Source organism: Pseudomonas sp. S2_H01 (assembly GCF_054668305.1).
In genome coordinates, this window is sequence record NZ_CP162756.1 from 6562676 (window position 1) to 6586617 (window position 23942).

Below are 23942 nucleotides of genomic sequence, written 5' to 3' on the forward strand. Positions count from 1 at the left end.
AAATAGTGGCACGATGGTTCCACACCCTTAGTCAGGTTTCCTAGCGGGACGACGTGTACCGGAATCGCGGCGCTCTTACTTCAGCGCTATCTCGGCGTCTTTTTTGCAAATGCCACGCGTCGGCGGGCCGTTCGACCTATGGTCGGGTGATCTACAGTGAATGCAAGTTGGATCCAACAAGGAATGTAGCATGGGTGCGAAAACAGAGATCCTGAGTGCCTGGATGGCCGAATGGAGTTTGCTAGATGGAAAAATCGTTTGCGTCAGTTGCGGCAGACGACAACCTTTGTCTGCGACGGAGGAGGACTTTACACACGCTAAGAATTGTGCAGCGAATACGCACCCTGTGCCCAGACCGCTTGGCACTTTAGGTCGTTGACCGCAGCAGCTATCCCGGCTATTACCCTAATCCAGGCAACGCTCCGCCATCCGACGCAGCTCCTGCCGCCGTCGAGCTTTGATGCCAATCAAACTCTCGTCGATTTTGAAGGTCAGAGAGTTACATCCACCACATTAGCTATCAGCTTGCACTGAATAGCCCCCTCCAATTTGGGGAGCCTCCAAGACCGTAATGACGCTTGCTGGCCGTCAATCCCGGGAACAAGCGAATGCTCATGCCAAATCACTATGATCCTGCTGAATCTGTTGAGCGACTTGCCGCCCTGCGCAGGTACGAAATACTCGATACTCCACGCGAATCAGAGTTTGACGAGCTCGTGGAACTGGCGGCAGAAATCTGCGAAGCCCCTATTTCAGTCGTGAATCTGATCGAAGACCATCGACAATGGTTTAAAGCTGAAGTGGGCCTAGGGATCAGGGAAACTCCGCTGGATGTGTCGATCTGCAGGCATGTGCTCTTGCAGCCAGGCATCACGATGATCTCCGATCTACGGGATGATCCTCGGATGTGTGCAAACCCTCTGGTGACAGCAGACGAAGGACTTCGCTTTTATGCGGGCTGCTTGCTGGAAACTCCGGACGGACATGGAATCGGAACACTATGTGTGCTGGATAGATCCCCGCGTTTACTTACCTCACGGCAGCAGTCAGCGCTAAAAACATTGGCAAATCAGGTGATGGCGCAGTTGGAGTTGAGACGTTCGCTCCGTCAGAAAACCCTTCTGCTTGAGCAAAAAGAAATCCTGCTCAAGGAAGTCAATCACAGGACGAAGAACAACCTCCAGCTCATCGTAGGCCTGATCCGGCTCCAGCTTCGCCAGGTGCATGACAAGGAGGCGCAAACGGCGCTAATGGACACATCTCGTCGGATCATGAGCATCGCCGCTGTCCATGAACGGCTCTATCAAACCGATGAGGCAGGCACTGTAAACGCAGCAACGTATCTGTCCCAGGTGATTGCGGGTATTCGTGCGACGGCATCTCATGAGATCACATTTGAACTCGACATCACCCCGGCACGCTTATCGCTCGACACTGCTATCCCACTGGCTCTACTGGTGAATGAACTGGTCACCAACGCTCTAAAGTATGCCTACGCCTCCCAGTCCTTCGGGTCAGTATCCATCACTATGAAACCAGAAAATGAGTCGATGGTTTTGACCGTGGCTGACAAGGGCAAAGGATTCTCCAGCGGATTTGATCCTCGCAAAAGTAAATCTCTAGGGATGAAGATCATTGCCTCTCTCTGCCGCCAGCTGAACGCCGACTTCGTATTTGTGAACAACGAGCCTGGCGTTATCTGCATCACCAAATTCAGCGTTGCTACACATCTCAGCCACTAGGTCAGCCCGCAAGCGCGTAAATCGTCAGACCTTGCTGGGGATCCGTGACCAATCTGTTCCGCTATCCCTAGACCAATGTGTATTGGAGCTTCGAAGCGCCATACGCGCTTTCACGAACGCAACGTCTGGAACCTTAAGGTTGAACCCGAACTTACCGCTCAGCTTCGCACGTTTGTAAGCCTCATATTCCACACTGACGAGTTGTTCACGCTACTCATAAACGCCACGTTGGGACAAGAAAGCGCCGGTCGTGCCTCTGAACGCCCGATGAAGCCCCCACACCACTTCAACGACAGGTGTCACCCGTCCCTCCCGTTCAAACTTCGTTGAATTTATCTCAAAAGGCCAACCTCTCAACTACATCTCAAGAACATTGTGTAGGCCCCCTTATGACTTCTCTGCGAAGTGTTGCTGACCGCCTGATGCTAGATCCAGCGCTATCATCCGGCCCCGCTGCCGTTTATCACGCGCTGCTCCATGAACCTGAAAATGTCGATGCCCAACTGATCCGTAGTTTTCTCGCGGAGCAAATTGCCACGGCAGAACAGCACCATAACCCGCTGCCTGACGACCTCGACGGTCTGGCGGAATGGGTAGAAATAAATGCCAGCAATGTGGCGTCTGAGTATCGGGAATATTTGGAGGGGCGACGCTCCGGCCGTGACAGAACACTCTTCAGCAGCAAAGCTCATGCCTTGTACTTTCTACAGCAAGTGGCCCCCACCAAGCTGGTCGACGGTGCCTGGCTGTACAGCTCGGTCTCGCACGCTGATGACTGGCGCTATCGCGACCTCATTCGCACCTATCTGGAAGAACTTGGGGATGGGGAGCCGGCGCTGAATCATGTTGTGCTCTACCGCAAACTATTGGCAAATCATGACTGTGCACCATCTGAACCGCTTGATGACGAGTACTACCTCCAAGGCGCCATTCAGTTAGCACTGGGACATCTGGGCGATGAGTTCCTGCCTGAGCTGTTAGGCTACAACCTGGGCTACGAGCAGCTGCCGTTGCATCTGCTGATCACAGCATTCGAACTCAATGAACTGGGGATCGATCCCTATTACTTCACTCTCCACGTCACCATCGATAACGCCAGCACCGGCCACGCGCACAAAGCGGTCAAGACCGTGCTCGATCTGCTCCCGAATGACGAATCTCGACCAGACTTCATCGCGCGACTGCGCAACGGGTACCTGTTAAATGAATTGGGCAAAGGCACCCAAGCCGTCATTGGCTCCTTCGATCTGGAACAAGAAGTGGTGGCGATGTTGGAGCGCAAGCGCTCGTTCGGCCAACACATGCACTCCGATTACTGCCGTATTGAGGGCCTGACAGTCAATGAGTGGCTGGCCAAGCCAGGGCAATGCAGGGCATTCCTGGCGGCGCTTGAAAACAAGGGCTGGATAAAACGCTATCAAGATCCGTCGGAGAGTCGTTTCTGGCAAATGATTGACGGGCCGGGTGCCGTGATGTTTGGTGTGTTCAGCGGCTATGAAATGCAGCTATTGCGAGACTGGATCACCGGGGACTGGAAAGAAACGGGCACCGCTAAGTCCGCCAATCCATTCCGATCACAATTTCGCAATCGCCCTCGAGCCGAGGCCGCTGAGATTGCCTCATCGGCACAGACCCCTCACTCAACATCTCGTCTGATCGATCTACTTTCGCCTGCCCATCACTGCACCCCCGAGGGTTTGCTCGCCACCCGAGCCTACGCTCGCCAACTCGCCGAAGGATCGTTAGCACTATGAGTCAGTCCCCTGCATTCGCCACCTCAAACGATGCCGCTGTATTGGAAGACCAGACGCACAACGTAGCCTTGCTGCAACTGGGCCGGCGTCTTCAGGCAGACGGGTATCAATTCACGACCGTCACGCCGTTGACCCATCAACGCAATAACCAACGTGAAGGCAATCAGCAGGCCCGGGATTTACGGGGCATCTTCGGCTGGAATCGTCCGTTTGAATCACAGCTGCTGCCTGATGCCGAGCTCAAGGCATTGCTTAGCAGTAGTGTTATCAGGGCTCATGCCGGGTTGTGGATCAGCGACGTCAGATGGTCGAGTCTGAAAGACATGCTTTTTGCCCATTCAGGCTATCCGACCGTGGCCCATGACTCGGTATTTTTCGGCCCCGATACCTATCGCTTCGCCCAAGCCATCGAAGAACACTTGCGCACCTCGACTCATCCAGTTCGCACGGCAGTCGATATCGGTTGCGGCAGTGGTGCAGGCGCCATCCTGATCGCCAAGGCCAGGCACGACGCCCAAGTACTCGCGTTGGACATCAACCCCACGGCGCTGAGGTTCACCGCAGTGAATGCAGCACTGGCTGAGACGGAGAACGTCTCTGCATGGCACAGCGATCTACTCGACAGCGCATCGGGAGATTTCGATCTCATCGTCGCCAATCCGCCCTACATGCAGGATTCCCGGAAACGAGCCTACCGGCATGGCGGAGAGCGGCTGGGTTCTGCTCTGTCCGTCCGCATCGTTAAACAGGCCATAAATCGCCTAACGCCTGGCGGCAGTCTGGTGCTTTACACCGGCACATCCTGGGTTGATGGCGTGGATCTGTTCCTTGAGCACGCCCGACCTATAGTGGATCAGTCAGGCTTCACCTGGTCGTATCGCGAGGTTGACCCTGACGTCTTCGGTGAAGAGCTTGAGACTGAAAACTATACCCAGGCCGAACGGATTGCGGCGGTGGTTCTGACGGTGACCAAAGCGTATTCATGAGGCCACGACGATGCGCTGCGACAGGAACACCTTCCCTCGTCACAACGCATCAGACTTCATCCCTCGAACCGATCAAGTTGACTGAGGATGCTCAGTCGATACCTCATTGTTGGCATCAACATCGGACGTATCCTCCTCAAGTGCCGCTTCGTCATCTGACTCCAAAGGAATCTCACCTTCATTGGGCCCGAGATCGTCGCTTCCAGGTGGAGGATTGGGGATAACATCAGGCCCGCCGGGTTCCAGCGGTTCAATAGAGTCGACGGCGTTTTCGGTACCGCCAGGAATTCCTGCTGAAGTATTCATACCCACCTCGCTTGGCCACGAATAAGTCGTGGCTCAAAGTTTGAGAATCCATGCATGAACCATCGTTCGATGAAGTTCTCGAACGGTCATCGTCCAGTGATAAATTGCGGACTCCGCTACCTGGAGATCCTCAGATGAGTAGGCGGACTGCTCGAAGGTACGCAAAGGTGCAAGACTTGAAGATCGCCACGTACAACGTGAATGGCATCGGTGCCCGACTGCCCAATTTGTTGCAATGGCTTGACCGCGAGCAGCCTGGCAGGGCGCTGACCGTGCATCGAAAACGGCGTCGACCAAAGCGGAAATCACCGCCCTCGCCAGCAAGTTCCTTGAGGGCAAGACGGCTTCACTGAAGATTCACAACGAGAATGGCACGATCCAAGAAGAGCGCACGTACCCTAGAAAGGCTGACCCGGCCAAGACGAAAGGCTAAGCATATCCCTTGTTCCTCGACTCTATGCTTATCCATGTTGCGAATGATCAGGTGACCATGGCAGGAGCGTTGATACTTTGCCTTGGCAACTGAGGCCGCAGGGGATACTCGCAGACTATCTGCCCGGTTCCTGCTCAGTGAGGCAACCCATCTTCAGCAACTTTTGCATGAGCAGAGCGTTTTCAAGTGCGGCTTCGCCAGCAGTGTTGTCAAAAATACACCAAGTGGGCACATTTTCCTTCGCCAAGGCTTTAATGCGCTGCGAGAGTTGTTCCAGCCAACGCGGTTCATAAGCGCTGTAGTAAATTCTCGGGGCTCCGTGCAAGCGCCAATAGCGAACTCCCGGCCAGCCACTTGGCTGCGCGCCGTTGCTCAACCCGGCAGGATCAGCCGCCACTTGTCCTATGTGTTGCTCGACCAATAGCTGATGGGCATCCACCCAGGACTCATGACGCGGCTCGATCACTACATGCCCTAAAAAGCGAGCTCTCAGCGAGTCGAAGAAGTGACTTGCGACCGGGCATCGAATGAAAGAGAGGGTGGAAGTTGGATCAGCAGGCAGCCGAGCGCGCTGCCCAGTGCAGTGATCTCCAACAAGAATTTATCAAGCAGCTCTGAGCAGTCCACGAGCCGGCTCTCATGAGTGATCGACTTGGGGATTTTCACTGAGAAGCGAAAATCGCTGCTTACCGATGATGCCCACTTCGCATAGGTTGCAGGTCGGTGTGGGCGATAAAAGGAGCTGTTGATCTCAGCAGCGCCCAGCCGTAATGCGTAACGTTGCAGATGCGTACCTTCGCCTTCAAATTCAGGCGCGAACTCCCGTGCCAGCTTCCAGCCAGCGCACCCTACGTAAACCTCTGCGGTTTTCAAAACAGTACCTGTTGCGCGTCACGCATAAAGATCTCAACGGTCTTGGGGCCGATCCCTTCAAATTCCGCGAGACGCTTTTCAAACTCTGTCCGGTCATGGCTTGCCTGCCGAATGTTCTCAATTTTCCCGCCGTATTCATCGCTCAGTTTTTTGCTAAGTTTGAATAAGCGTTGCGCAGTAGATTCGTCGTATCGTGCGTAGCCCCCTTCGCCCAGCATTTTCACCAATTCGCCATGGGTGCACGAGCCTAGCTTGCGCGCGGTGTCACGTTGATTCTTTTCGATGATGACCCGGTAAGCAGCTGCGGCGATGTCTGAGCGGATCCGTTTCCCCATCAAAAAGCTGGCGATAAACCATTTGAACAGCTCGTGCTCATCTTCGCTGCTCAGATCAATATTCAGATCCGCAGCACTGATAATCTTGCTCATGGCTCACTTCCTTCAGGCAGCACGACGTTTCAACTACTCGGCCAGTTATGCAAACGCCTATGCCCGACTCTTTAAAGCGTTCGCGCCAATCAGAGAGTCATTTCGCCCCGAGCGCCTGGATCAACTCGGCCTTAGTCATTTTCGAGCGTCCAGCCACATTGCGAGAGCGCGCCTCTGTCATGAGACTCGCTTTACTCTGACTTTCAAGTGATGACTTAGAGTCTCGACCATGGCCGCTCCGAGTTTGCGCAGCCCTCTTGCCCGAATCAGACTTGGCTTGGGCCTTGGCAGAGGCAGATGTTTTCTTACCTGAACCACCCGCCTTCTCACCTCCACCAGACTGCTTGTTCACGGTCGCCCAGGCACGGGCCTCCGCTTCATCTTTGGGCGTGCCCTTCTCCTCGTAGGTTTCTTCAATATGCTCCGCTTTTCGTTTCTGCTCTTCGGTGTACTTGGCTTTGCTTCCACGTGGCATGACTGATACCCCAAAGTCGAAAATCAAGGACGCGCGTTCGCGTCTATGCCATTAAGGAAGTCGATTTCTCAGAGAAAGTTCACCGAGTTTTCTATCGATCCACAGTACCGCGAATCATACCCGAACACCCATCGAGCCCCGCTCGTCGCTACCAGAGCACTTCTGTCACACACTCTCCCTCTGAACCCTATACGCGGATGAACTGCGTGAAGAACGGAGAATTGCCATGTCAGTTGATAACAACGGGCCAGACGCTGCGTATCCCGGCCCAGATGAGGAAGCGCCTGATACCGGAGAGGGTCATGACTCAGGCCTGGAAAAAACGACATCCGAGCCCAAGCAAGGCTCGCAAGAGCGACCAGAGGACTGGAGTCCTCCACCAGGAAATCCGGGCTCCGATCAGGATGCCCAGACGAACCGTGAAGACGGTGGCGCGAGTTAAGCGCAAGAGTTGAGGTTCGACCCTGACTCGTCAGAGGTGTCCGATCCTCAAATCAATCCGCCACACCCTGCACGCGCAAGTAACGACCCCACTCCATGACGATGTGGATGCCCCCATGGCTGATAGATAACTCCTCAATCAACTATCAGCCATTTGGGTAGCTTGCGCTTTGAAGAACGGGGGGCAAACGACTTTTTCTTTCTGTTGAATGACGCCTATCCGAGCGATGAACATCGACCCTCAAAGCACATCAGTTGGTGGCAGGCCGTTACCACGCCCCACCATCCGGATCTCTTGCACTTAGGGTCGTCCAGCTACCGACACGGTTGAACGATCCCTACATATAACTCCAGATAGGTGACCGACGGGCTGTCTGCCGATTATGCACGTGTGCGTTCGAGAGGCTAAAGGAATCCATGAATTTTATTCAATGGCCTGCCATGGTTGTGATTCTGGTCGCATCATGGATAGCAGCATCCCAGCGCGCCAAGAGGCGAAAAAAGTTGAGCTGACTTCAACAATTGAGTCCCAGGTCTCAGATCAGGCGGCGCACGGGGCATCCGATGGTGATATCGATGAAGTGCTATGCATGCTGGGACAATTCAGTGCCCAGGTGAACAGTCTGATCGGACAACTAGCCGCTCGATACGACGAGAACGTCGACGGGCTCAATCCCGCATCTCAAACAGATGCTTCGTCTATCTGAGCAATCCGCCCAGCCACGATTTCGATCACGATTGAACTGAGCTTGCTCTCCTCTCGCTGAAACATAGCGATCATGCGATGAAGCGCTTGGGCGTCAGGCTCGTTACCCGCCTGACTCAACCGATCAGCAATTCTGACCAGCTCGACTGCCGACCACTTAAGATCTGCGGCCAGGCCTTGGAGATCTCTTCGAAGAGTGTTGTTGTTACTGGTCATGCTCGAGGCTCCTGTCTGGTTCCACTGATGCCTTATCGGCAATGAATTGGGATAACTGTGCGCTGCCCGTCAGATTCACCTACGCTTTTGCACATCCACAGGAGGTGAAAGATGCAATTCAGGAGCCTGGGTTTTATCGCAATAACTATCGTTTTCCTTCTGGTCGAGTCCCTCCTCGCCTGGGGGCTGTATGGCTATAGCCGCCATCCTGGGCCATTCGGATACGCTGAATCTGAAGCTCGGCTCATGCACGGAAAGTTCGCCCATGTAATTGGGCCAGGGAAATCCCGCTATGCCCCATCACAGTATCTGTTTGTAGACGTTGAAACGGGGAAGCTGAAAAAACTGTATGACCTCTTCACTCGCACCGTGATGTCATTTGATAGGGATAAAGGCAAGATCTTCAGCCTCCAGATCATCAACGATCAAATCCTGACGTGTGAGCTAAATGGTCAGCAGCTTTGTACCCCCAAATGCACCTCAGGGCCTCAGTGTGAAAACATCAAAGTCGCGGTCGCGACGGCCCAAAGGAACGAAAATTCATGGGCTTTGCTGATCGTATCTATGGCTTTTGCGTTTGCCTATTACTGGAAGGTTTGGCGCCATGCGTCGAACCAGCATCAATCTCAGAGAAAAGCTTGAGGTGATCATCTCCAACATTTCGGGCGCCATAAGCCTGAGTGGTATCAGCGCGTGCCGGCCCCGTCCTTCACCGTCACCTCGCTTTTACAGTCCAAAGCTGATCAATCTTGGTCGTATAGCTTCTGCTCATGAGATCCCGGCGCATCGCCCATCCAGGTGCCGCAGGCACACTGGCTAAACGAAGTACGCCCCGCCCCCAGCGGCCATTGATCTCATCCAGCACCCCCATCACTTTGTCAGCTACAGCAGGCTGCGAATGCGCGAACAGATCGTCCGTGTACTCGCCTGGCTGGCGTAGATCCAGAAAAAGCACCTCAGCCTTGCTGTACTTGAAGCCTGGCCTAAACAGGCGATTCACCGCCTCGGTGGCAGCCTTGGTCATGAGTCGCACATCGTTGGTGGGGTACGGCAACTCGACCAAAGCCCCATTGGCGTACTTCGCTTCCTCCGGATTGAACATCCCTGTACGAATGCTGACGCGGATCTTCTTGCAAAGTGAGTTTTGCGCCCTGAGTTTTTCCGCCGCACGTTGGGTGTAAGTGGCCACAGCCTCTTTGATGGGCTCAATGTCTGTCAGGCGATTGCCGAACATACGGCTGCAGCAAATCTCTTGCTTGGGTGGGTCAGCCTCTCCGAGCTCCAGGCATGGAATGCCAGCAAGCTCACGAGCTGTCTTCTCGATCACGACGCTGAATTTCTGCCGGAGTGTCCAGGCATCGGCCTTCGCCAAGTCCATCGCAGTCTTGATGCCCATGACTTCAAGGTGCGCTTTCATCCGCTTACCAACACCCCAGACCTCACCAACCTCGGTGTTGCGCAGCGTCCAGTCGCACTTGAATTGGTCGCAAAGATCGACCACGCCGCCAGTCTGATCGATCAAGCGTTTGGCAGTGTGATTCGCAAGCTTGGCCAAGGTCTTGGTTCGAGCGATCCCGACCCCGACAGGTATGCCGGTGTGCTTGAAAATCGTCGCACGGATGTTTCGGCCAAAGGCTGTCAAATCACCTGGAATACCCGTTAAATCAGCGAACGCCTCATCGATGCTGTAGACCTCGAGCGCCGGCACCATGGTCTCGATGATGGTCATCACACGCTCGCTCATATCGCCGTAGAGGGCGTAGTTGCTGCTAAAAGCAACCACGCCATTACGTCGCAGATGATCTTTGATCTGGAAGTACGGCTGGCCCATTTTCACGAAAGGCTTGGCGTCGTAGCTCCGGGCGATTACACAGCCGTCATTATTCGAAAGCACCACGATGGGAGTGCGGGCGAGATCCGGTCTGAAGACGCGCTCACAGCTCGCATAGAAGCTGTTGCAATCGATCAGGGCAAATACTGGCTCAGGTGTTGTCATGATCGCGAATGCTGTATTTCACGACGCCCCAGATCACCAACTCGTCGCCTTCCATCACATGACGAGGTGGGTACTTCGGGTTTTCAGATCTCAGAATCACCGAGTTACCGTGCATGTCTAGGCGCTTGCAGACCGGCTCGCTGTTGAGGGCTGCGATGACGATGTCCCCGTGCTCCGCATACAAACTGCGGTCAACGATCACCATGTCGCCGTTGTAGATCCCCGCCCCTTGCATGCTGTCGCCTTCGATCTTTACCAGGTAAACGTGAGGTGCACGGACATCGAACAGCTCATCCAGCGAAATGTGCTTCTCAATGTGATCGGCGGCAGGCGATGGAAAGCCTGCTGGCACGTGAAACGAAAAGAGAGGTAGTTTTTCGCCGCCGCTGGCGACAGGGCCAAGGAGTGTGATGCTCATGATGCAAGCCTTATTGTGGGTTACTGTACGGATATACAGTTAACGTTCTACTCGGCTTGCGGTCAATCTCATAAGCACGAAATTTCGACGGGTGACAGCATGTGTGGACGGTACTCGATCTACGAATCCATGGATCACTACCTCAAGGAGCTCGCTCCAAAGCAGCTCGTGATCAATGGATACGATCTCTGGCCGATTGAACGCTACAACGTCGCGCCGACGACACGCGTGGAGATCATCCGTCCAACTGCGGGCGGGTTGAGTGTCGACAGGGTGAAATGGGGATGGGCTCCATTCTGGGCCAAAGGCAAGCGCCCTGATCCGATAAACGCCAGGGTCGAGACGGTCATGACGGGAAAGTTCTTCAAACAGCTGTGGCCGAACGGACGTATTTTGGCACCGGCTAACGGATGGTACGAGTGGGTCAAAGATCCCACTGATCCGAAGAAGAAACAGCCTTACTTCATCACGTTGAAAGAGCAGATTCCGATGTTCTTTGCAGGGTTGGCTGAGGTGCATCAAGGCTTGGAGCCGGACGAGCGCGACGGCTTCGTCATCATCACTGCTGCGAGCGATCAGGGGATGGTCGACATCCATGATCGTAAACCATTGGTGCTCTCCCCCAAGCATGCGCGTGAGTGGATAGATCTAGGAACCTCACCTGAACGCGCTAGGGAAATTGCGGTGGAGGGATGCCGACCTGTCACCGATTTCCACTGGTACAAAGTAGGAAAGGATGTCGGCAATGTTCGTAACCAGGGGCCGCAGTTGATCGAGCCCGTCGACTTGAAGCATGAAGGCCCAGAGGAACAATAACTTGGTGTGGAGCGAGGCATGACGTTGATCAATGAACCGCAATCGAGACTGTTTTTCGCGCTCACATGCTCAGCTCCCCTAAGGAAGGCGATCTCCCAATGGCGTGCGCTTCTCTCGCTCCGAGCGGGGCGCCCGGTTCCCGCTGCTAATTTCCATCTCACGCTGCTTTTTCTAGGATCAGTTGATCAGGGTCAGATCGCGGAAATTTGCACGACCGCCTCGAAGATTAAAGTACCCGGGAAGCCGCTGACGCTAGTCCTTGACCGCCTGGAGGTTTGGCGTAAATCAAAGGCGATGGTGCTCACCCCAGACGATGCTCCGCCAGAGCTGATGCGACTGTCATACGCGCTAGAGCAAGCAATGTCGAGGTTCGGACAGGATCAAGAGTACAAAGAATTTCGACCTCATCTCACGTTGGCGCGCGACTATCAGTCCGCAGCTCCAGAGGCAGGTAACCCGCCAGAATTTTTTCTTCGAGCCGACCGCTTTGCACTTTACGAGTCCTATAAGGGCCGGTATCGAGTCATAACTGAATGGCCTCTAGTCCCATCAGCTGACGATGACCGGAGCATCTAGTTCGGGTAAGGATGCTATCAATAACGAACGGGATAGCGGTCGATAGATGGTTTCGTGGATTCCATTTTGAACACGCCGGCCTTTGGCGAACGTCAATCCAATGGATTGAAGGAGCGGTTCATGGCGACGACGTCCTCATGGCTTGGGTTCGGCCCAAGCCACTTGAAGTCTCGGGGCAGTTCATCTCGCTTCGCTGCTGCCTGTCCCTTAACTGCTAGCGATAGAGCCTTGCGCATGGTATCGGCGTCATAGTCACAGCAGTAGCATGGTGTGGACGGTTGTTGCCTCCAGGACTCTGCAAGAGAACCTCCGTCGACCGGATCGAAGCCAACTTGGTTAACCAGAGACATCACCGTCTCTTTGGCCCCACGATCATCACCCGCCACCGCTACCGCAAGGCGACCTTCAGTACTCTCCGGAAGACCTAGCTGTGCCAATGTATAGGCCAGTACATTGTTGAAAGCTTTGATTACAGGTCGCCCAATCTGCTTCGTAATCCAGACGCTCTCCGTCATCCCCTGATCAATTTCATCAATTCGAGGGTCACGCAAACCCGGATAGTAATTACTGGTGTCGACCACTGGTACGCTGTCAGGTACGGAGGCAAAAAGGTCAGCAGGAAGCGCGCTGGTTGCAGGTAGGGGTATCGACAGCACGATTACGTCCGCCCCATCCACTGCGCCTCGAATATCTACAGGCTCAGCGCCAATTTGTTCGGCAAACGCGCGGACAGCATCGGCGCCCCCGGAGTTCGCTACGCGAATCTCATGCCCAGCAGCTATGAGCTTACGAGCGAGAGTTCCCCCAATGTTACCGGTTCCAATGACACCTATTTTCATGGCTGAGCCTCTTTAATAAATTAAACAACTCCGATTTTAGTGAGCTCATGAGATAATCGTAAGTACACACCAAAAGGTGGGTTACACACCGATGAGGAAGAAATGGAGCGAGAGTGGAACTGCGGCGACCCGAACAATCGGCGAGCCTGGGCTGAGGCGACGACTGAAACTCTTCGCGTTCTGGAAGGTAAGTGGAAGATCATCATCTTGTGCCAGCTTTTCGCGGCAAAGGATGCGCTTCGCTTCTCCGACCTGGAGAAGCTTATCGAAGGGATCAATCAGAAAATGCTGATCCAGCAGCTTAAGCAGCTGGAAAAGGACGGTATCGTGCTGCGGACGGTATATCCACAGGTGCCGCCTAGGGTCGAGTACCAGCTCACGCCTATCGGCCATGCGCTTGGGCCGTCAATCCAGGCGTTGATTGAATGGGCGGAGATGAAGCGCGATCAGGCGTAACAGATCAAGCTTCGAACCGAATGCCCTTTTCGCCAAGTTAGATGATAGCCGCATCGCCGAGGCTGACCGGTTTGCCGCGCCCCGGTACGATAGATTCACGCCTACCAGCATTCGCGACTTAAGTGATCAATGTCTCGTCCAGATACGGCTTTGACTCGGCGATCCTGCCGGCTGATTTTTATTTAAAAAAGATCTTCTAAAACGGCCCGTGGGTTACCACGCGTTCGTCGATGAATTTGCGTAGCGCGGCAATTCGCTGGTCGTACTGCTCGTTCAGGCAGTCAGTTTTTGCACCACAAGCACGGCGACGTTTTAGCCAGTCACTTTGCTCGTCGATTAAGGCGCCTCGGGCACCCATGCCCATGAATCGCCGGTCAATGCTGTAGAGCAGCTCCATACGAACATCTTTGTCGTTCAAGACGAGATCCCTGCAGATAGCCTTTTCATCAGCCGTTCCTGCCTTGTTGCAATCAAAGCTTGCGGCCTGGGCTTCGATTGAAACAGACAAAGCAAGGCCGGAGAGGACGGTGGGTAGAACTGCCAATAGTCGGTACATGATGGTGCTCGCTGGGATTTAGCGGTTGGACAGTCACTGATCGCCAATCGCTTCGCCGGACTGGGAAAAATCTATACGACCCATTCACAGCGGTCGGGAGGATCTGCAGATGCTCTTCCCAGTTCGGGCTGGCCATGGAGTAGGAACGCATGAGCGGGCGACTTATGGAAAACTGATGCTCAATCAGTGCGTATCGAGGTGATCGATACGGGGCCGGGAATTGAACAGGATTAGTGGAACGCATTTTCGAGATGTTCAGCCAGGCCAATCATCGCCCTTCGGGTCAACACCTGGGTGGATTGGGGATTGGCCTGGCACTGGTCGAGCAATGGGTCGAAAGCCACTATGGCCGAATGCGCGCTATTACGAAGGCACGGGCAAGGGTGAATGCTTCACCTTGGAATTGCGTTGGTCGAGGTGGCCGATCGGACTACTAGCGGTAATCCTGATGAGGAAGAAGGTCAGCTGGCTGGGATTCTGATGACACTTTTAGGCGATTCGCCGGAGGTTCTGGAGGCACAACTGCTACGCGCAGTTACCCGCATTTGATCACCCGTCTAACGCACTGGCTGTTGCGACGTCGCAACGCTTTGTGTGGTTGTTTCGAACATAGGATTGCCGGGGCATGGATGGCCGTGAGTTCCTTGCTGCGCTACGCAAACTGCCGGGCTAGGCTGCGATGCCAGCGATTGCCCTTACAGGCTATGGTGCAGCGGATGGTACGCGTCACCAAGGATTGAGACGATTTGCTGCGGCTCTAGGTAAACCGGTGATGCTCGAAGCATTGGCGCCGCAACCAAGTCCGGTTTAGCTGTCTCTGAGATATGCTTAGGCCGTGTCAAGATTTCGACCGATCAATCTAGGTAGGCGCCTGTGAACAGACAAGTACACACAAATGCGCCCACCGCTGAGTTCATCAGAAGCATGCGAGAGGTCGCCACAACGCTGAATAGCTCCTACACCTCGTTGTTGAGTGCGTCAGTACGACTGGCCGAAACCGGCCAGGATCAAGAGGCCTGTGGTTGACCTAGCGAAAGGCATTGAGCGCGCTGAAGTAAAGGTTCGCCGGCATGCGAGGGACGCTGGGGGGGAAGATCGTGAAACTGAGCGAGCATTAACCGTTGTACCGTTCCCGAAGATACCCGTTTGAGGTCATCTGTTTGAGCGTGTACAGACCAGGTTGCAAGCCTTAGGCTGAGCACCAACTCTCGCAACGGACGCGACAACATGGACAGCAAGCAACGCATGATCACATGGTCAAGCGCTTGGGCATTGATAGGTGGGACGGTGGTATGCACCGGCTGCATGCGAAGCCAACCAATCACTCAAAGTGACCTGCGTTTTACCCACGAGTCAAAATGTAAGGCGAGGGATGAAGTCTGCGAGGCGCCTTGGGCTGAGCTGCATCAGATACTCGACGACGAACGAGGCTAATAACTCCTAGCTCGATCCAGGGGAATACCGTCTTTAATGAAGTCTTCGAGGCGCTCTTTTTCCTGCTCAGTGGAGTGCGCCAGTGCGTCTTCCTTGGTCGTTGCCTTCTTTGCTTCAGCCATGGTTATGTCATCGGGGGCTGTACTTGATCAGGCATTCGAAAATCTGAGAGGTTCAGGGCATATCATTCAGCTCTGCGTGCAGCATCGGATAGGATCACCAAGAAAAAGTGCCCTCGCGGCAGCCACAGGCCCAGACCCTGCAACAGCCTGGCTAAGATAATTCATGGAGGAATTTGATGTTCAGACTCTTCGTTTCACTCACCGCCATCTTGGGTATGAACCTTTGCCTGGCCAGCGAAGCCGATGATCAGGCCAACTCGTTTGCAAAAATCTACGCATCCCTTTGCCTGCAAAATCTGCCCAACCTTGAGGCTCTCCGCCAAAAGCTGGCGCCCATGCCGAAGCTGCCAACTGACAAAGCTGCTCTCTTTCTTGGAGGTGATCCGGGGGACGCATGGCCGGTGCCGGACAAACACGGCACGTTCGTGCTTGCCGTACCAAGCGGCAAGCACCTGTGTGCCGTCCATGCTCGCAGAGCAGACGTAGATGTCGCCAATACCCTGTTCCAAAAACTGGTGGCAAATGCCCCTGCCCCATTCACGTCGAGAATGGTGATGAACGAGGACAAGCAGACGGTGGCTAACGGAGTAACTCACACAGTCTCGTACGAATGGTCGGTTCCAAACGGTGCTAGAAAAATGTTGTTCACACTCACTACTGCCGCGTCTGAAACTGCACAGCTTCAAGTGCTAGGTTCTGCAGCAATCGTAAGTCAGTAGCCAGCCTGCCGGTATCACACCGAACGTCCGCATCTAAGTAGGATTTGGGAATCGAATGGGGCGTGCACATGACCATACACAAACCAGCGCCGGTGACGGTGTCCGACATCATCAACACGGGGCTGACACTGTTTGGGGCTTTGGAATCTTGGACATGACCTGCTCCCAACATCAGAAGAGCAACAAAGATCGAGCGCGTCCCCAGATCCTGCTCAACATTTGCTACTAGCCGAACCAAGAAATAGAGCTCCAGAAGCGCCTATAAAGGCTCGAACGCCGCATAGCTGCAAAACATTGGTGCAGGGAGAAAGATAAGGATTACGACTGAGAAAGCAAATCCAGTCGCTAAGGCTCCTGCCCAGAAGCACAGCCCCCGATAATCACTGAGACAATGACTATCCACAACGCAGTGGAGCGGCCTCGCGCCTGTTCAGAATATGCGTCGAACATCGTAAGGCCTCCGATGCATGATGGATGGAGGCTGCTGCCAAGCGTTTCCGCTAAGCGTCACGAGAAACCTTTGTGCTTTTGCAGCTTTAATAGATTAGGCATCTAATCAACTTGATGTTGGGTTGCGACTGATGCTGCAACAACGTTCAGGGCCTCTGCCCCTTTCCTTTGCACATCTCGCGTAACACACGCGACTGCGCAGAGAGCGATTCCAGCCACACTCAAGCTTACCGGGTCGAACACGTCAACGAGCATGAATGGCTGCAAAACGGCGACGTCCAACAGCAGTCCGATTAAGACGAAAGCGGATACAGCCAGCAGAGCGCGCGTGCCAAAAGCGGTATCGGCGCCAACACCAACTCTGCATTACCCGTTGTTTAGAGACACCCAAGGAGCTCCTTCCGGGCCATGAACACGTCTATCGACGCCCTTGGCCATCGGCCAAGGGGCGACATGAGGTTTTTTCAGACTCAGGATCTCAACCACAGTGCGCTGGCTCGGGTAGGGGTACCTTAAACTGGTTGTAAATCCTTGAGGTGCGCATAGCTGTCAACGAATCGCTTGAACTTGTGCTGTCCGCAGGTATAGGACTCATACTTTGCAGGCCGCGTCTCGCTGACACAGGTGGAAACCGGTTCCACAACCGCATCGAAATCCAAATCTATAAACAGTGGGATAGAGTAACGTTCCCGACCACTGATATTGACCACACGGTGCATGGTGGAGACATAACGATCATTGGTGAGAGTTTGAACCAGGTCACCAATGTTGACGATGAAAGTACCCTCGACCGGCGGCGCGCTGACCCACTCATTGGCTCGATTCCGCACCTGTAAGCCACCGACAGTGTCTTGGGACAGCACAGTCAGAAAGCCATAATCAGTGTGAGCGCCGATTCCGATTTCCTCCTGGGAAACCTCACCCATCTGAGGAGGGTAATGGAGGATGCGTTGAATCGTAATCGGCTTTTTCTGAAGCTTCTCGAAGTAATCTGCCGGCAACCCCAAGCTCAGCGAAATCCCACTAATGAGCTTTCTGGAGAGGGCGAACACCTGGGCGTAGTAGTCCTCAGCCACCACCTTGAAGCGAGGCAGCTCAGCCGGCATCTGGTTCGGGCCAAAAAACGGTGAAACCACTTCTGAATGGGCACCGTAGTCATAACATTCTTTAAAATCCCGGGTGTTGACAGGATCTACGTTTTCCGCGTACATCGGAATGTAGCCGCGCAGGGTTTGTCCCGAGTTGACGACGTTCAGTTTGTTCTTCTGATCATAAGGCAGATCAAAAAATTCCCTGGTCAAGGCATACATATCATCAATGAGCGCCTGATCTACGCCATGATTTTTTATATAAAAAAATCCAACCTTTTCACAGGCATGACCAATCTGCTGAGCGACACTTGCCGGATCGCTTCCGTCAATCAAGGGAGCTACATCTATAATTGGAATTTCGTTGAATGCTATTTGCTTGCTCGCTAGGCGAACGTCAGTAATCTCTGTCATTTATTTGTTTCCCAAACATCGATGATTGCGCGGCCAGCAGGTATCACCGCATCTCACGCAGCTAACTTTTCTTTTCCACATTACTGTGCTCACCTGAGACAGGAGAGCTTGATCGAAAACACCATCGCCGCTTATTATCGCATGACTAACTTCCCTCCATGTTCACATGCATAGGCAACATTTATTCCAGCCAAAAGATAACTTCAGGTTATTAAATTTTATATTTAGCGTGGCCTGACTTGCACGTGACCAAAGACCCAGTTAGAGCCGAAAGCGATTACGCCCACCGCGGTAGTTCAGATCAGTTGTTCACGCGGGTTCTCCCCCCGTATCACTAGCCAGATACCGCATGCGGATACGGCAACACCTACGGCCATTAGCCATGACAGCGGTTCGCCAAACATTGCACACGCCCAGATCAGCGTCACAGCCGGACTCAAGTACAGGACGGTTGCCACTCGCGTGGGCGATGAACGGCGCAAGCACAACCAGTACAAGCCATACCCGCCGAGAGAGGCGATCCCAGCCGTCCACAAAACGCTAATCCAGAACCCTGTGGTGGGAATCGGAGTCAGGCCCGTTTGGGCGCTGGATACCACCCCAAAAACGACCGCCGACGCCGTGCTTTGCAGCCACAGGTTAGGAATCAGAGACATCGAACTGAAGGTATCCGAGTGCTTCTGCCAGATAGAGGCGGCGGCTAAGGACATCATCCCAAGGAAAGGAAGAACGTAGACCCACAGAGGAGCGCTGCCCGAAACCAAAGCGCTCCAGGTAACCACCATCACGCCTGCCAGACCAATCGCTAGGCCGAACCATACCTGTGCTGCTAGCTTTTGCTTAAGCAGAGTCGTAGCCAATATTGCAGTGCCGATAGGAAGCAAATCCGCCAAGAGCGCTGCCAGCCCCGCCGGCACTCCCAAGGCGATACCCTGAACTACCCCGCCAAGGTAGCCGGCCATTGCGAGCAAACCGATCCCGACATAGTGAACGATTGTCTTGAGCGAAGACCTGCGCAATTCAGCCACCGCGAACGGCAACAGGACGATTGAAACCAACACACAACGCCAGAAAACGACCAGGAACGCGGGAGCATAGTCGATGGAAAATCTTGCGCCGACAAAGCCAGAGCTCCACGTTAATACCATCGCAGCTTCAAGGAGGGGAAGCGGCACCACCCAAATAGATGCACGCTTAAAAAACGACGATGCGTACTCAGGCGAATCGGACATGTAATACTTCCTGATTGGCCAGGTTCAAGGCTTTGTTATATTAAGGGCAGCGAGTGCTGTGCATTAAGGCTCTTCGCCCAAGTTTGACATAGAAAAAAGGGCCCCCAATGGAGTCCCTTTCTTTCAGGCAGTCATTAGGCTATTTAGCAGCGGCCCGAGCATCAGACAGCCAGCCGTCATACTTTTGCTGGTGCGCAGAAATCCACTCTGCAGCATGCCGCTTGATATCGGCGGGTTTGCTTTCACCGTCATGCATCTTCAGGTTTTGAGCACTCTCGTCGGCAGTGGTGATTTGCATCTCCGAGAGAAACTTGACCGCTGCCGGATTTTTCTCTGCAAACTTTTTATTCAGAACCGCCCTGACTGTATCAACCGAGAACCCAAGATTTTTGCCGTTGAAAGTCGTGTTAACGTCATTCTTACCGCCTGGAAGATCCGTTTTCGGGACTGCGAGCCAGACGACATCCTTACCTTCGATCAGCACACCGGAAATCCATTGAGGCACCCAAGTGTAATACAGGATTGGCTTGCCTTCCTTGTACCGGGTGATGGTGTCGGCCATCAGTGCGAAGTACGAACCACGGTTATGGGTGACCGTTTTTTCCAGATCGTAAGCTTTCATATGGTGTTCAATGATCAGTTCACAACCCCACCCCGGATTGCAGCCTGTAAGATCAGCTTTGCCGTCTCCGTTACTATCGAAGAGCTTGGCAATTTCCGGTTTTCTGAGATCAGAAATATCCTTGATGTTATAGGCTTCTGCAGTTTTCTTATCGATCATGTAGCCCTGCAAGATGCCGGGCATGATATTCCCGACTTTCACCATGGTATCGTCACCACCAGCCTTGGCGTAGAACGTCGCGTGGAGTTGCTCCCACAGGTGGACAGTGAAATCCGCGTCACCATAGGAAATCGCCAGCAGCATCGCTGCGTATTCTGTCTCCTTGGGCTGCTGCACGTCATAACCAAGCGCCTTCAACCCGGCCATGGCAATCTCTCCCCTAAACCGCTCCTCAGCGATTGTCGGAAAAACCGGCGTGACGGAAACGCCTTTACCCGGAAGCTGGGGGTCGGCAGCGAAGCTCAGAACAGGCGACATGGCCAACGCCAATGCGGCCATCATCCGAATCGCAGTTTGTTTCATGCTGTAGATTTCTCGGTACATATCGTCCTACCTGGCTGGTATCAAGGGGCAGATTTACCTTTGGATTGCAGAGACTGCACAGCTTGTTATTTAGCCGCCGTGTTCAGCCTGACTTTCAAAACCAGCTTGCAGGCAGCTGCCACTCAGGGCTTTTTAGTCATCCAATCGCCCGATGGGCAATCTGGGACTGAAGGCTGTGACAACAACACTTTCAAGCCAACTTACTCAACCCGCGATTCGAGATCGAACGACGACCGCAAAGCAGGAGATATCGAAATAGTGATTGCCGAAAATCCGGATGAAATAGCAGGAAACAAATGATAGAAAATTACCGAATTGAAGCATAGCGACCGTCCTTTTATTATTATTGAAGAGTTCGCTTATGGCCCGGCCTGACGCGGGCCGGTGGAGTTAAATTATTACCATATGGCCAGCAAGTCTAACAACATTTAGGCTAGGGAATGGATAACCGCACGTTATCAATCGACGCACCTATGGGTGTCATTTTTGATAAAAAGTTGGCGCCAAGTTCCTTGCAACATCATCGCAGCATTCCTTGGCGCCGACTCATCAGACATTACAATTCTGGGCCACCTTCTCCCAAGTTTTTGAACAGGTAGGAATGCGTCAGCGCGCGCCTTTGGAGCACCAGACCCAAAGAGTTTAGGATCTGGTGTCCAGCCCGCTGGAAAAAGCTACAAACGTCGATCCGACGGCCAGAGCCCCTAAACCGAGGGAGCCGACGTTCCGCTCAGTTTTTTGCCCATCGTCTGCGGTGCGAGGAAGTGAGAAGTTACCCACCCAATCAGGCGAATCGCTGCTGCGATAAACATGGTAAAGCCCACCCCCATCGAGCTAATCGACAGCGGCAGGAGAAATGTGCCCGCCGCAGCCTACAACCGAGATGCAGCCGTGGCAAAACCAACTCCCACGCCGCGTATTTCCGTTGGGAACATCTCATTTGGGAATACACCCGTCAGCGTGGTCGAGATGGCATTGACCAACGAGAACGCCAGGAAACAAACGACGACCAAGGTCGGTGAGTCATGGGGGAAAACAGCCACGATGACCAAAGCGACGGTAGAGATCGCAAAAGGTGGAATAGCCAACTTACGTCGCCCCACTCGTTCGATTAAAGCAGCAGCGATCAACGTCCCCAGAACGGCGATGGTATTCAGAGCCAGGCCTGCTGTCAGGCCATCTTCAAGCCCTAACTGCTCCAGAACGATGGGTACGAATGTGCCAATGGCAAAATACGGAGTGACGTTACACACCCAGAAGATTGAGACAAACAATGTCGCCTTGATGTATTTGCGAGAGAAGAGGCAGGTAAAACCGTGGCGGGAGTCGGACTTCTGGTGCTTCAGATCGGCTTGCTCATCCTCCTCCATATATTCCTCTGTCAGCTCCTTCGCTTTAGCCACTCGCCCCTTGCTCATCAGCCACCTAGGTGATTCAGGGGTGCCCAGACGCATCAGAAAAACAATGACGGTAGGAACGGTGCTCAAGCCCAAGATGACATTCCAGTTAGCCGTACCTGACAGTCAATGCCCAACCCAGCACATAGGAGATCAAGTACCCGACGTACCAGCCCACCTCCTGGATGCAGAGCAAACGTCCACGTACCCGCGCTGGGGCAAATTCGGCGAGCAATGGCCAACCGATGGCATAGTCTGCACCTATGGCGATTCCCATAAGCAATCGCACTGCGAACAGCTGCCACGCATCCACCACAAAAAACTGAGCGACCGAGCCGATAAAAAGACCGCCAGATCGATCGTGAACATGGGGCGCCGACCTACTTTGTCCGCGAAGTAACCGCCCAGCGGCGCGCCGATGAGGATTCCGATCAGAGCCCAAGCTCCGATAAGTCCCTGCCACGTCACAGATAGCGCCAGATCCTTAGTATTGGCAGGCATCACAATGCCCATGCTACCGAGGATGAATCCATCGATGAGCATGCCACCCTAAAACAGAATGGTGAGTTTGATGATGAAATTGCGCTGCTTGGCAGATATTTCTCGCGGCGCCGTGTCCGCCGTTGATATCGCGCAGGTAGCTTGCGTTGACACTGATATTTCTCCCTTTGTCTACCCCTGATCCTACCTTGAGGTATTTGTTGTAGAGATACCCTTCGAACTGCGGACTGCATGAGATCAGCCACGTCTTTGTGGGAAAAGGTGAGCAGGGATGAGCTTTCAAAGTTGTCAGTGCAGCCTGGAACGCTCGATCCATGTAGATCAATTAGCGTTTATGCCCGCAGCTGGGCTGGCATAGGTGTTTTTCGTCTTTCGTAGGTAGCCCGGTAGCTGCCCGGAGCTGCGCCGAAGAAATCCCTAAAGCGCTTCTGAAAGTGAGGTAGGCTCACGAAACCAGTCGAGATGGCGATTTCAGTAATGGATCGGTTGGTCTGCAAGACCAACTGTCTCGCCCGGGTCAGACGGAGCTCCAAGTAATACCGAGAGGGAGTGGCACCTACGAAACGACCGAACCGGCGCTCCAATTGCCGTTTTGAAATCCCGGTGCAGGACGCGAGCTCGGGAATACTCAATGGCTCTTCAATATTCTTTTGCATCAGCTCAAGGGCAAGTTTTAACGTCTCTGGGAGCGTTGGATCTGTATCAACAGAAATAGCGGAAATCCCCGCCAGATGATCGTGCTCGTCGCAGCCAAGCACCTCTTCTACCGCCTGAGTCAGCGCGTTACCTTTTCTGACACGGATGAACTCCAGCATCATCCGCAACGAACTGCTCGCCCCTGCGCAGGTAACCCGGTCGTGATCAATGGCATAGCTACGGTCGCAGATTTCAACTTTCGGGAATGCGTCGGCCATCATGGCGCGCCCGTCCGGGTGGAATGCACATTGATAGCCGTCCATCACATGAGCATCAGCCAGGAAGAACGCACCGTTCCACTGGCCTCCGATCATAGCCCCTGCAGCTGCGGCACTGACAAGCTTGCGTCTCAAGGATTGGTTAACTTTCAGATCGACCCTCAACCCTCCAACGACCATCAGGAGATCTTGGCGGGTGCGAAGCTGGGAAAGCTCCATGTCCGTAGGAATGGCGATGCCTAGGTCACTCATTGCGCTACGGCCGGCCAGACCGACTTTGAGGATCTCAAAAACCGGTGTTTCACTCATCAGATTTGCCGTCACAAGAGCATCCATTGCACCTGTGAACGACATCATCGAAAAGTTATCCATCAGCACAAAGGCGACGCGCACTGCAGATGGACTACTCGCGTCTTCCTTCGCAACCGATGAATAAAGCATATTCTGATTTTTGAGTACGCTCTCGAAAACGTATGCCATAACCTTCAA

At 53.8% G+C, this 23942-nt stretch carries 25 protein-coding genes and 4 pseudogenes; 13 read left to right on the forward strand and 16 right to left on the reverse strand.

Translation table 11 applies throughout. The features are described from left to right. Positions 1-608 precede the first annotated feature (608 nt). The 3 genes from AB4N84_RS29620 (at position 609) to AB4N84_RS29630 (ending at position 4482) form a co-directional block, all read left to right on the forward strand. On the forward strand, positions 609-1742 hold the full coding sequence (locus AB4N84_RS29620; RefSeq protein WP_460044535.1) for a sensor histidine kinase: 1134 nt from the start codon (positions 609-611) through the stop codon (positions 1740-1742). A 389-nt stretch (positions 1743-2131) separates the two neighbouring features. Beyond that, positions 2132-3496, forward strand: coding sequence for an iron-containing redox enzyme family protein (locus tag AB4N84_RS29625; protein ID WP_460044536.1), 1365 nt, complete (start codon positions 2132-2134; stop codon positions 3494-3496). Beyond that, positions 3493-4482, forward strand: coding sequence for a methyltransferase (locus AB4N84_RS29630; protein ID WP_460044537.1), 990 nt, complete (start codon positions 3493-3495; stop codon positions 4480-4482). Before AB4N84_RS29625 ends, AB4N84_RS29630 begins: the two co-directional genes overlap by 4 nt. A gap of 72 nt (positions 4483-4554) precedes the next feature. Here AB4N84_RS29630 and AB4N84_RS29635 read toward each other — a convergent pair whose 3' ends face one another. Further along, positions 4555-4788, reverse strand: a complete 234-nt coding sequence (locus AB4N84_RS29635; RefSeq protein ID WP_460044538.1) for a hypothetical protein — start codon at positions 4786-4788, stop codon at positions 4555-4557. 167 nt (positions 4789-4955) lie between these two features. Here AB4N84_RS29635 and AB4N84_RS29640 point away from each other — a divergent pair. Both AB4N84_RS29640 and AB4N84_RS29645 read left to right on the forward strand, forming a co-directional pair. Then, positions 4956-5045: pseudogene (locus AB4N84_RS29640) on the forward strand (exodeoxyribonuclease III); the annotation flags it as partial. Between the two features lie 2 nt (positions 5046-5047). After that, positions 5048-5221, forward strand: a pseudogene (locus AB4N84_RS29645) (DUF2188 domain-containing protein); the annotation flags it as partial. Positions 5222-5336: 115 nt separating this feature from the next. On the opposite strand, the pseudogene AB4N84_RS29650 reads toward AB4N84_RS29645, so the two are convergent. From AB4N84_RS29650 to AB4N84_RS29660, 3 genes and pseudogenes are all read right to left on the reverse strand, one after another. After that, a pseudogene (locus AB4N84_RS29650) lies at positions 5337-6094 on the reverse strand (DUF72 domain-containing protein). Continuing rightward, positions 6091-6522, reverse strand: coding sequence for a DNA methylase (locus tag AB4N84_RS29655; RefSeq protein ID WP_460044540.1), 432 nt, complete (start codon positions 6520-6522; stop codon positions 6091-6093). The pseudogene AB4N84_RS29650 and the gene AB4N84_RS29655 overlap by 4 nt, the downstream one beginning before the upstream one ends. Positions 6523-6619: 97 nt before the next feature. Continuing rightward, positions 6620-6997: a termination factor Rho gene (locus tag AB4N84_RS29660; protein WP_460047179.1), complete on the reverse strand. Its 378-nt coding sequence runs from the start codon at positions 6995-6997 to the stop codon at positions 6620-6622. Positions 6998-7475: 478 nt separating this feature from the next. Between AB4N84_RS29660 and AB4N84_RS29665 the strand changes: the two genes are divergently transcribed. Together AB4N84_RS29665 and AB4N84_RS29670 are read left to right on the forward strand one after the other, a co-directional pair. Then, positions 7476-7538 (forward strand): hypothetical protein, encoded by a 63-nt coding sequence (locus tag AB4N84_RS29665; RefSeq protein ID WP_460047180.1) that lies wholly within the window; start codon positions 7476-7478, stop codon positions 7536-7538. Between the two features lie 364 nt (positions 7539-7902). After that, on the forward strand, positions 7903-8145 hold the full coding sequence (locus AB4N84_RS29670) for a hypothetical protein (RefSeq protein WP_460044542.1): 243 nt from the start codon (positions 7903-7905) through the stop codon (positions 8143-8145). Here the strand turns inward: AB4N84_RS29670 and AB4N84_RS29675 are convergent. Continuing rightward, positions 8121-8360 carry a hypothetical protein gene (locus AB4N84_RS29675; protein WP_460044544.1) on the reverse strand — a complete coding sequence of 80 codons (240 nt, stop codon included), beginning with the start codon at positions 8358-8360 and terminating at the stop codon, positions 8121-8123. The two genes, AB4N84_RS29670 and AB4N84_RS29675, sit on opposite strands and share 25 nt — an antisense overlap. Positions 8361-8471: 111 nt before the next feature. Between AB4N84_RS29675 and AB4N84_RS29680 the strand changes: the two genes are divergently transcribed. Continuing rightward, entirely contained in the window at positions 8472-9002 is a 531-nt protein-coding gene (locus AB4N84_RS29680) for a hypothetical protein (protein WP_460044545.1), read from the forward strand. A gap of 73 nt (positions 9003-9075) precedes the next feature. Here AB4N84_RS29680 and umuC read toward each other — a convergent pair whose 3' ends face one another. Together umuC and AB4N84_RS29690 are read right to left on the reverse strand one after the other, a co-directional pair. Then, positions 9076-10356, reverse strand: coding sequence for a translesion error-prone DNA polymerase V subunit UmuC (umuC, locus tag AB4N84_RS29685; protein WP_460044546.1), 1281 nt, complete (start codon positions 10354-10356; stop codon positions 9076-9078). Beyond that, positions 10343-10774 (reverse strand): LexA family protein, encoded by a 432-nt coding sequence (locus AB4N84_RS29690; RefSeq protein ID WP_460044548.1) that lies wholly within the window; start codon positions 10772-10774, stop codon positions 10343-10345. The genes umuC and AB4N84_RS29690 overlap by 14 nt, the downstream gene beginning before the upstream one ends. Positions 10775-10873: 99 nt before the next feature. On the opposite strand from AB4N84_RS29690, the gene AB4N84_RS29695 reads away from it, so the two are divergent. Both AB4N84_RS29695 and thpR read left to right on the forward strand, forming a co-directional pair. Further along, positions 10874-11590: an SOS response-associated peptidase gene (locus AB4N84_RS29695; RefSeq protein ID WP_460044550.1), complete on the forward strand. Its 717-nt coding sequence runs from the start codon at positions 10874-10876 to the stop codon at positions 11588-11590. An 18-nt stretch (positions 11591-11608) separates the two neighbouring features. Continuing rightward, on the forward strand, positions 11609-12166 hold the full coding sequence (thpR, locus tag AB4N84_RS29700; protein ID WP_460044552.1) for an RNA 2',3'-cyclic phosphodiesterase: 558 nt from the start codon (positions 11609-11611) through the stop codon (positions 12164-12166). A gap of 92 nt (positions 12167-12258) precedes the next feature. On the opposite strand, the gene AB4N84_RS29705 is transcribed toward thpR, so the two are convergent. Then, the gene (locus AB4N84_RS29705; protein ID WP_460044554.1) at positions 12259-13005 is read right to left on the reverse strand and encodes an NADPH-dependent F420 reductase; all 747 of its coding nucleotides are present in this window, start codon (positions 13003-13005) and stop codon (positions 12259-12261) included. Between the two features lie 102 nt (positions 13006-13107). Between AB4N84_RS29705 and AB4N84_RS29710 the strand changes: the two genes are divergently transcribed. Then, the gene (locus tag AB4N84_RS29710; RefSeq protein WP_460044555.1) at positions 13108-13461 is read left to right on the forward strand and encodes a winged helix-turn-helix transcriptional regulator; all 354 of its coding nucleotides are present in this window, start codon (positions 13108-13110) and stop codon (positions 13459-13461) included. A 196-nt stretch (positions 13462-13657) separates the two neighbouring features. On the opposite strand, the gene AB4N84_RS29715 is transcribed toward AB4N84_RS29710, so the two are convergent. After that, positions 13658-14017 carry a lysozyme inhibitor LprI family protein gene (locus tag AB4N84_RS29715; protein WP_460044556.1) on the reverse strand — a complete coding sequence of 120 codons (360 nt, stop codon included), beginning with the start codon at positions 14015-14017 and terminating at the stop codon, positions 13658-13660. A gap of 1430 nt (positions 14018-15447) precedes the next feature. Next, complete coding sequence (locus AB4N84_RS29720; protein ID WP_460044557.1) at positions 15448-15573, reverse strand: hypothetical protein; 126 nt, start codon at positions 15571-15573, stop codon at positions 15448-15450. 176 nt (positions 15574-15749) lie between these two features. On the opposite strand from AB4N84_RS29720, the gene AB4N84_RS29725 reads away from it, so the two are divergent. Further along, on the forward strand, positions 15750-16292 hold the full coding sequence (locus tag AB4N84_RS29725; RefSeq protein WP_460044558.1) for an NMCC_0638 family (lipo)protein: 543 nt from the start codon (positions 15750-15752) through the stop codon (positions 16290-16292). A 962-nt stretch (positions 16293-17254) separates the two neighbouring features. Here AB4N84_RS29725 and AB4N84_RS29730 read toward each other — a convergent pair. From AB4N84_RS29730 to proX, 3 genes are all read right to left on the reverse strand, one after another. Then, on the reverse strand, positions 17255-18244 hold the full coding sequence (locus tag AB4N84_RS29730) for an isopenicillin N synthase family dioxygenase (protein WP_460044560.1): 990 nt from the start codon (positions 18242-18244) through the stop codon (positions 17255-17257). A gap of 296 nt (positions 18245-18540) precedes the next feature. After that, a complete protein-coding gene (locus AB4N84_RS29735) occupies positions 18541-19476 on the reverse strand; it encodes a DMT family transporter (RefSeq protein ID WP_460044561.1) in 936 nt (311 codons plus the stop codon). A 139-nt stretch (positions 19477-19615) separates the two neighbouring features. Next, positions 19616-20596, reverse strand: coding sequence for a glycine betaine/L-proline ABC transporter substrate-binding protein ProX (gene proX / locus AB4N84_RS29740; RefSeq protein WP_460047181.1), 981 nt, complete (start codon positions 20594-20596; stop codon positions 19616-19618). 123 nt (positions 20597-20719) lie between these two features. On the opposite strand from proX, the gene AB4N84_RS29745 reads away from it, so the two are divergent. Then, the gene (locus AB4N84_RS29745) at positions 20720-20941 is read left to right on the forward strand and encodes a hypothetical protein (protein ID WP_460044562.1); all 222 of its coding nucleotides are present in this window, start codon (positions 20720-20722) and stop codon (positions 20939-20941) included. Between the two features lie 572 nt (positions 20942-21513). Here AB4N84_RS29745 and AB4N84_RS29750 read toward each other — a convergent pair. From AB4N84_RS29750 to AB4N84_RS29760, 3 genes and pseudogenes are all read right to left on the reverse strand, one after another. After that, positions 21514-22134, reverse strand: coding sequence for an MFS transporter (locus tag AB4N84_RS29750; RefSeq protein WP_460044563.1), 621 nt, complete (start codon positions 22132-22134; stop codon positions 21514-21516). Between the two features lie 13 nt (positions 22135-22147). Next, a pseudogene (locus AB4N84_RS29755) lies at positions 22148-22581 on the reverse strand (MFS transporter). 290 nt (positions 22582-22871) lie between these two features. Further along, positions 22872-23933, reverse strand: coding sequence for a GlxA family transcriptional regulator (locus AB4N84_RS29760; protein WP_460047182.1), 1062 nt, complete (start codon positions 23931-23933; stop codon positions 22872-22874). Positions 23934-23942: the final 9 nt, after the last annotated feature.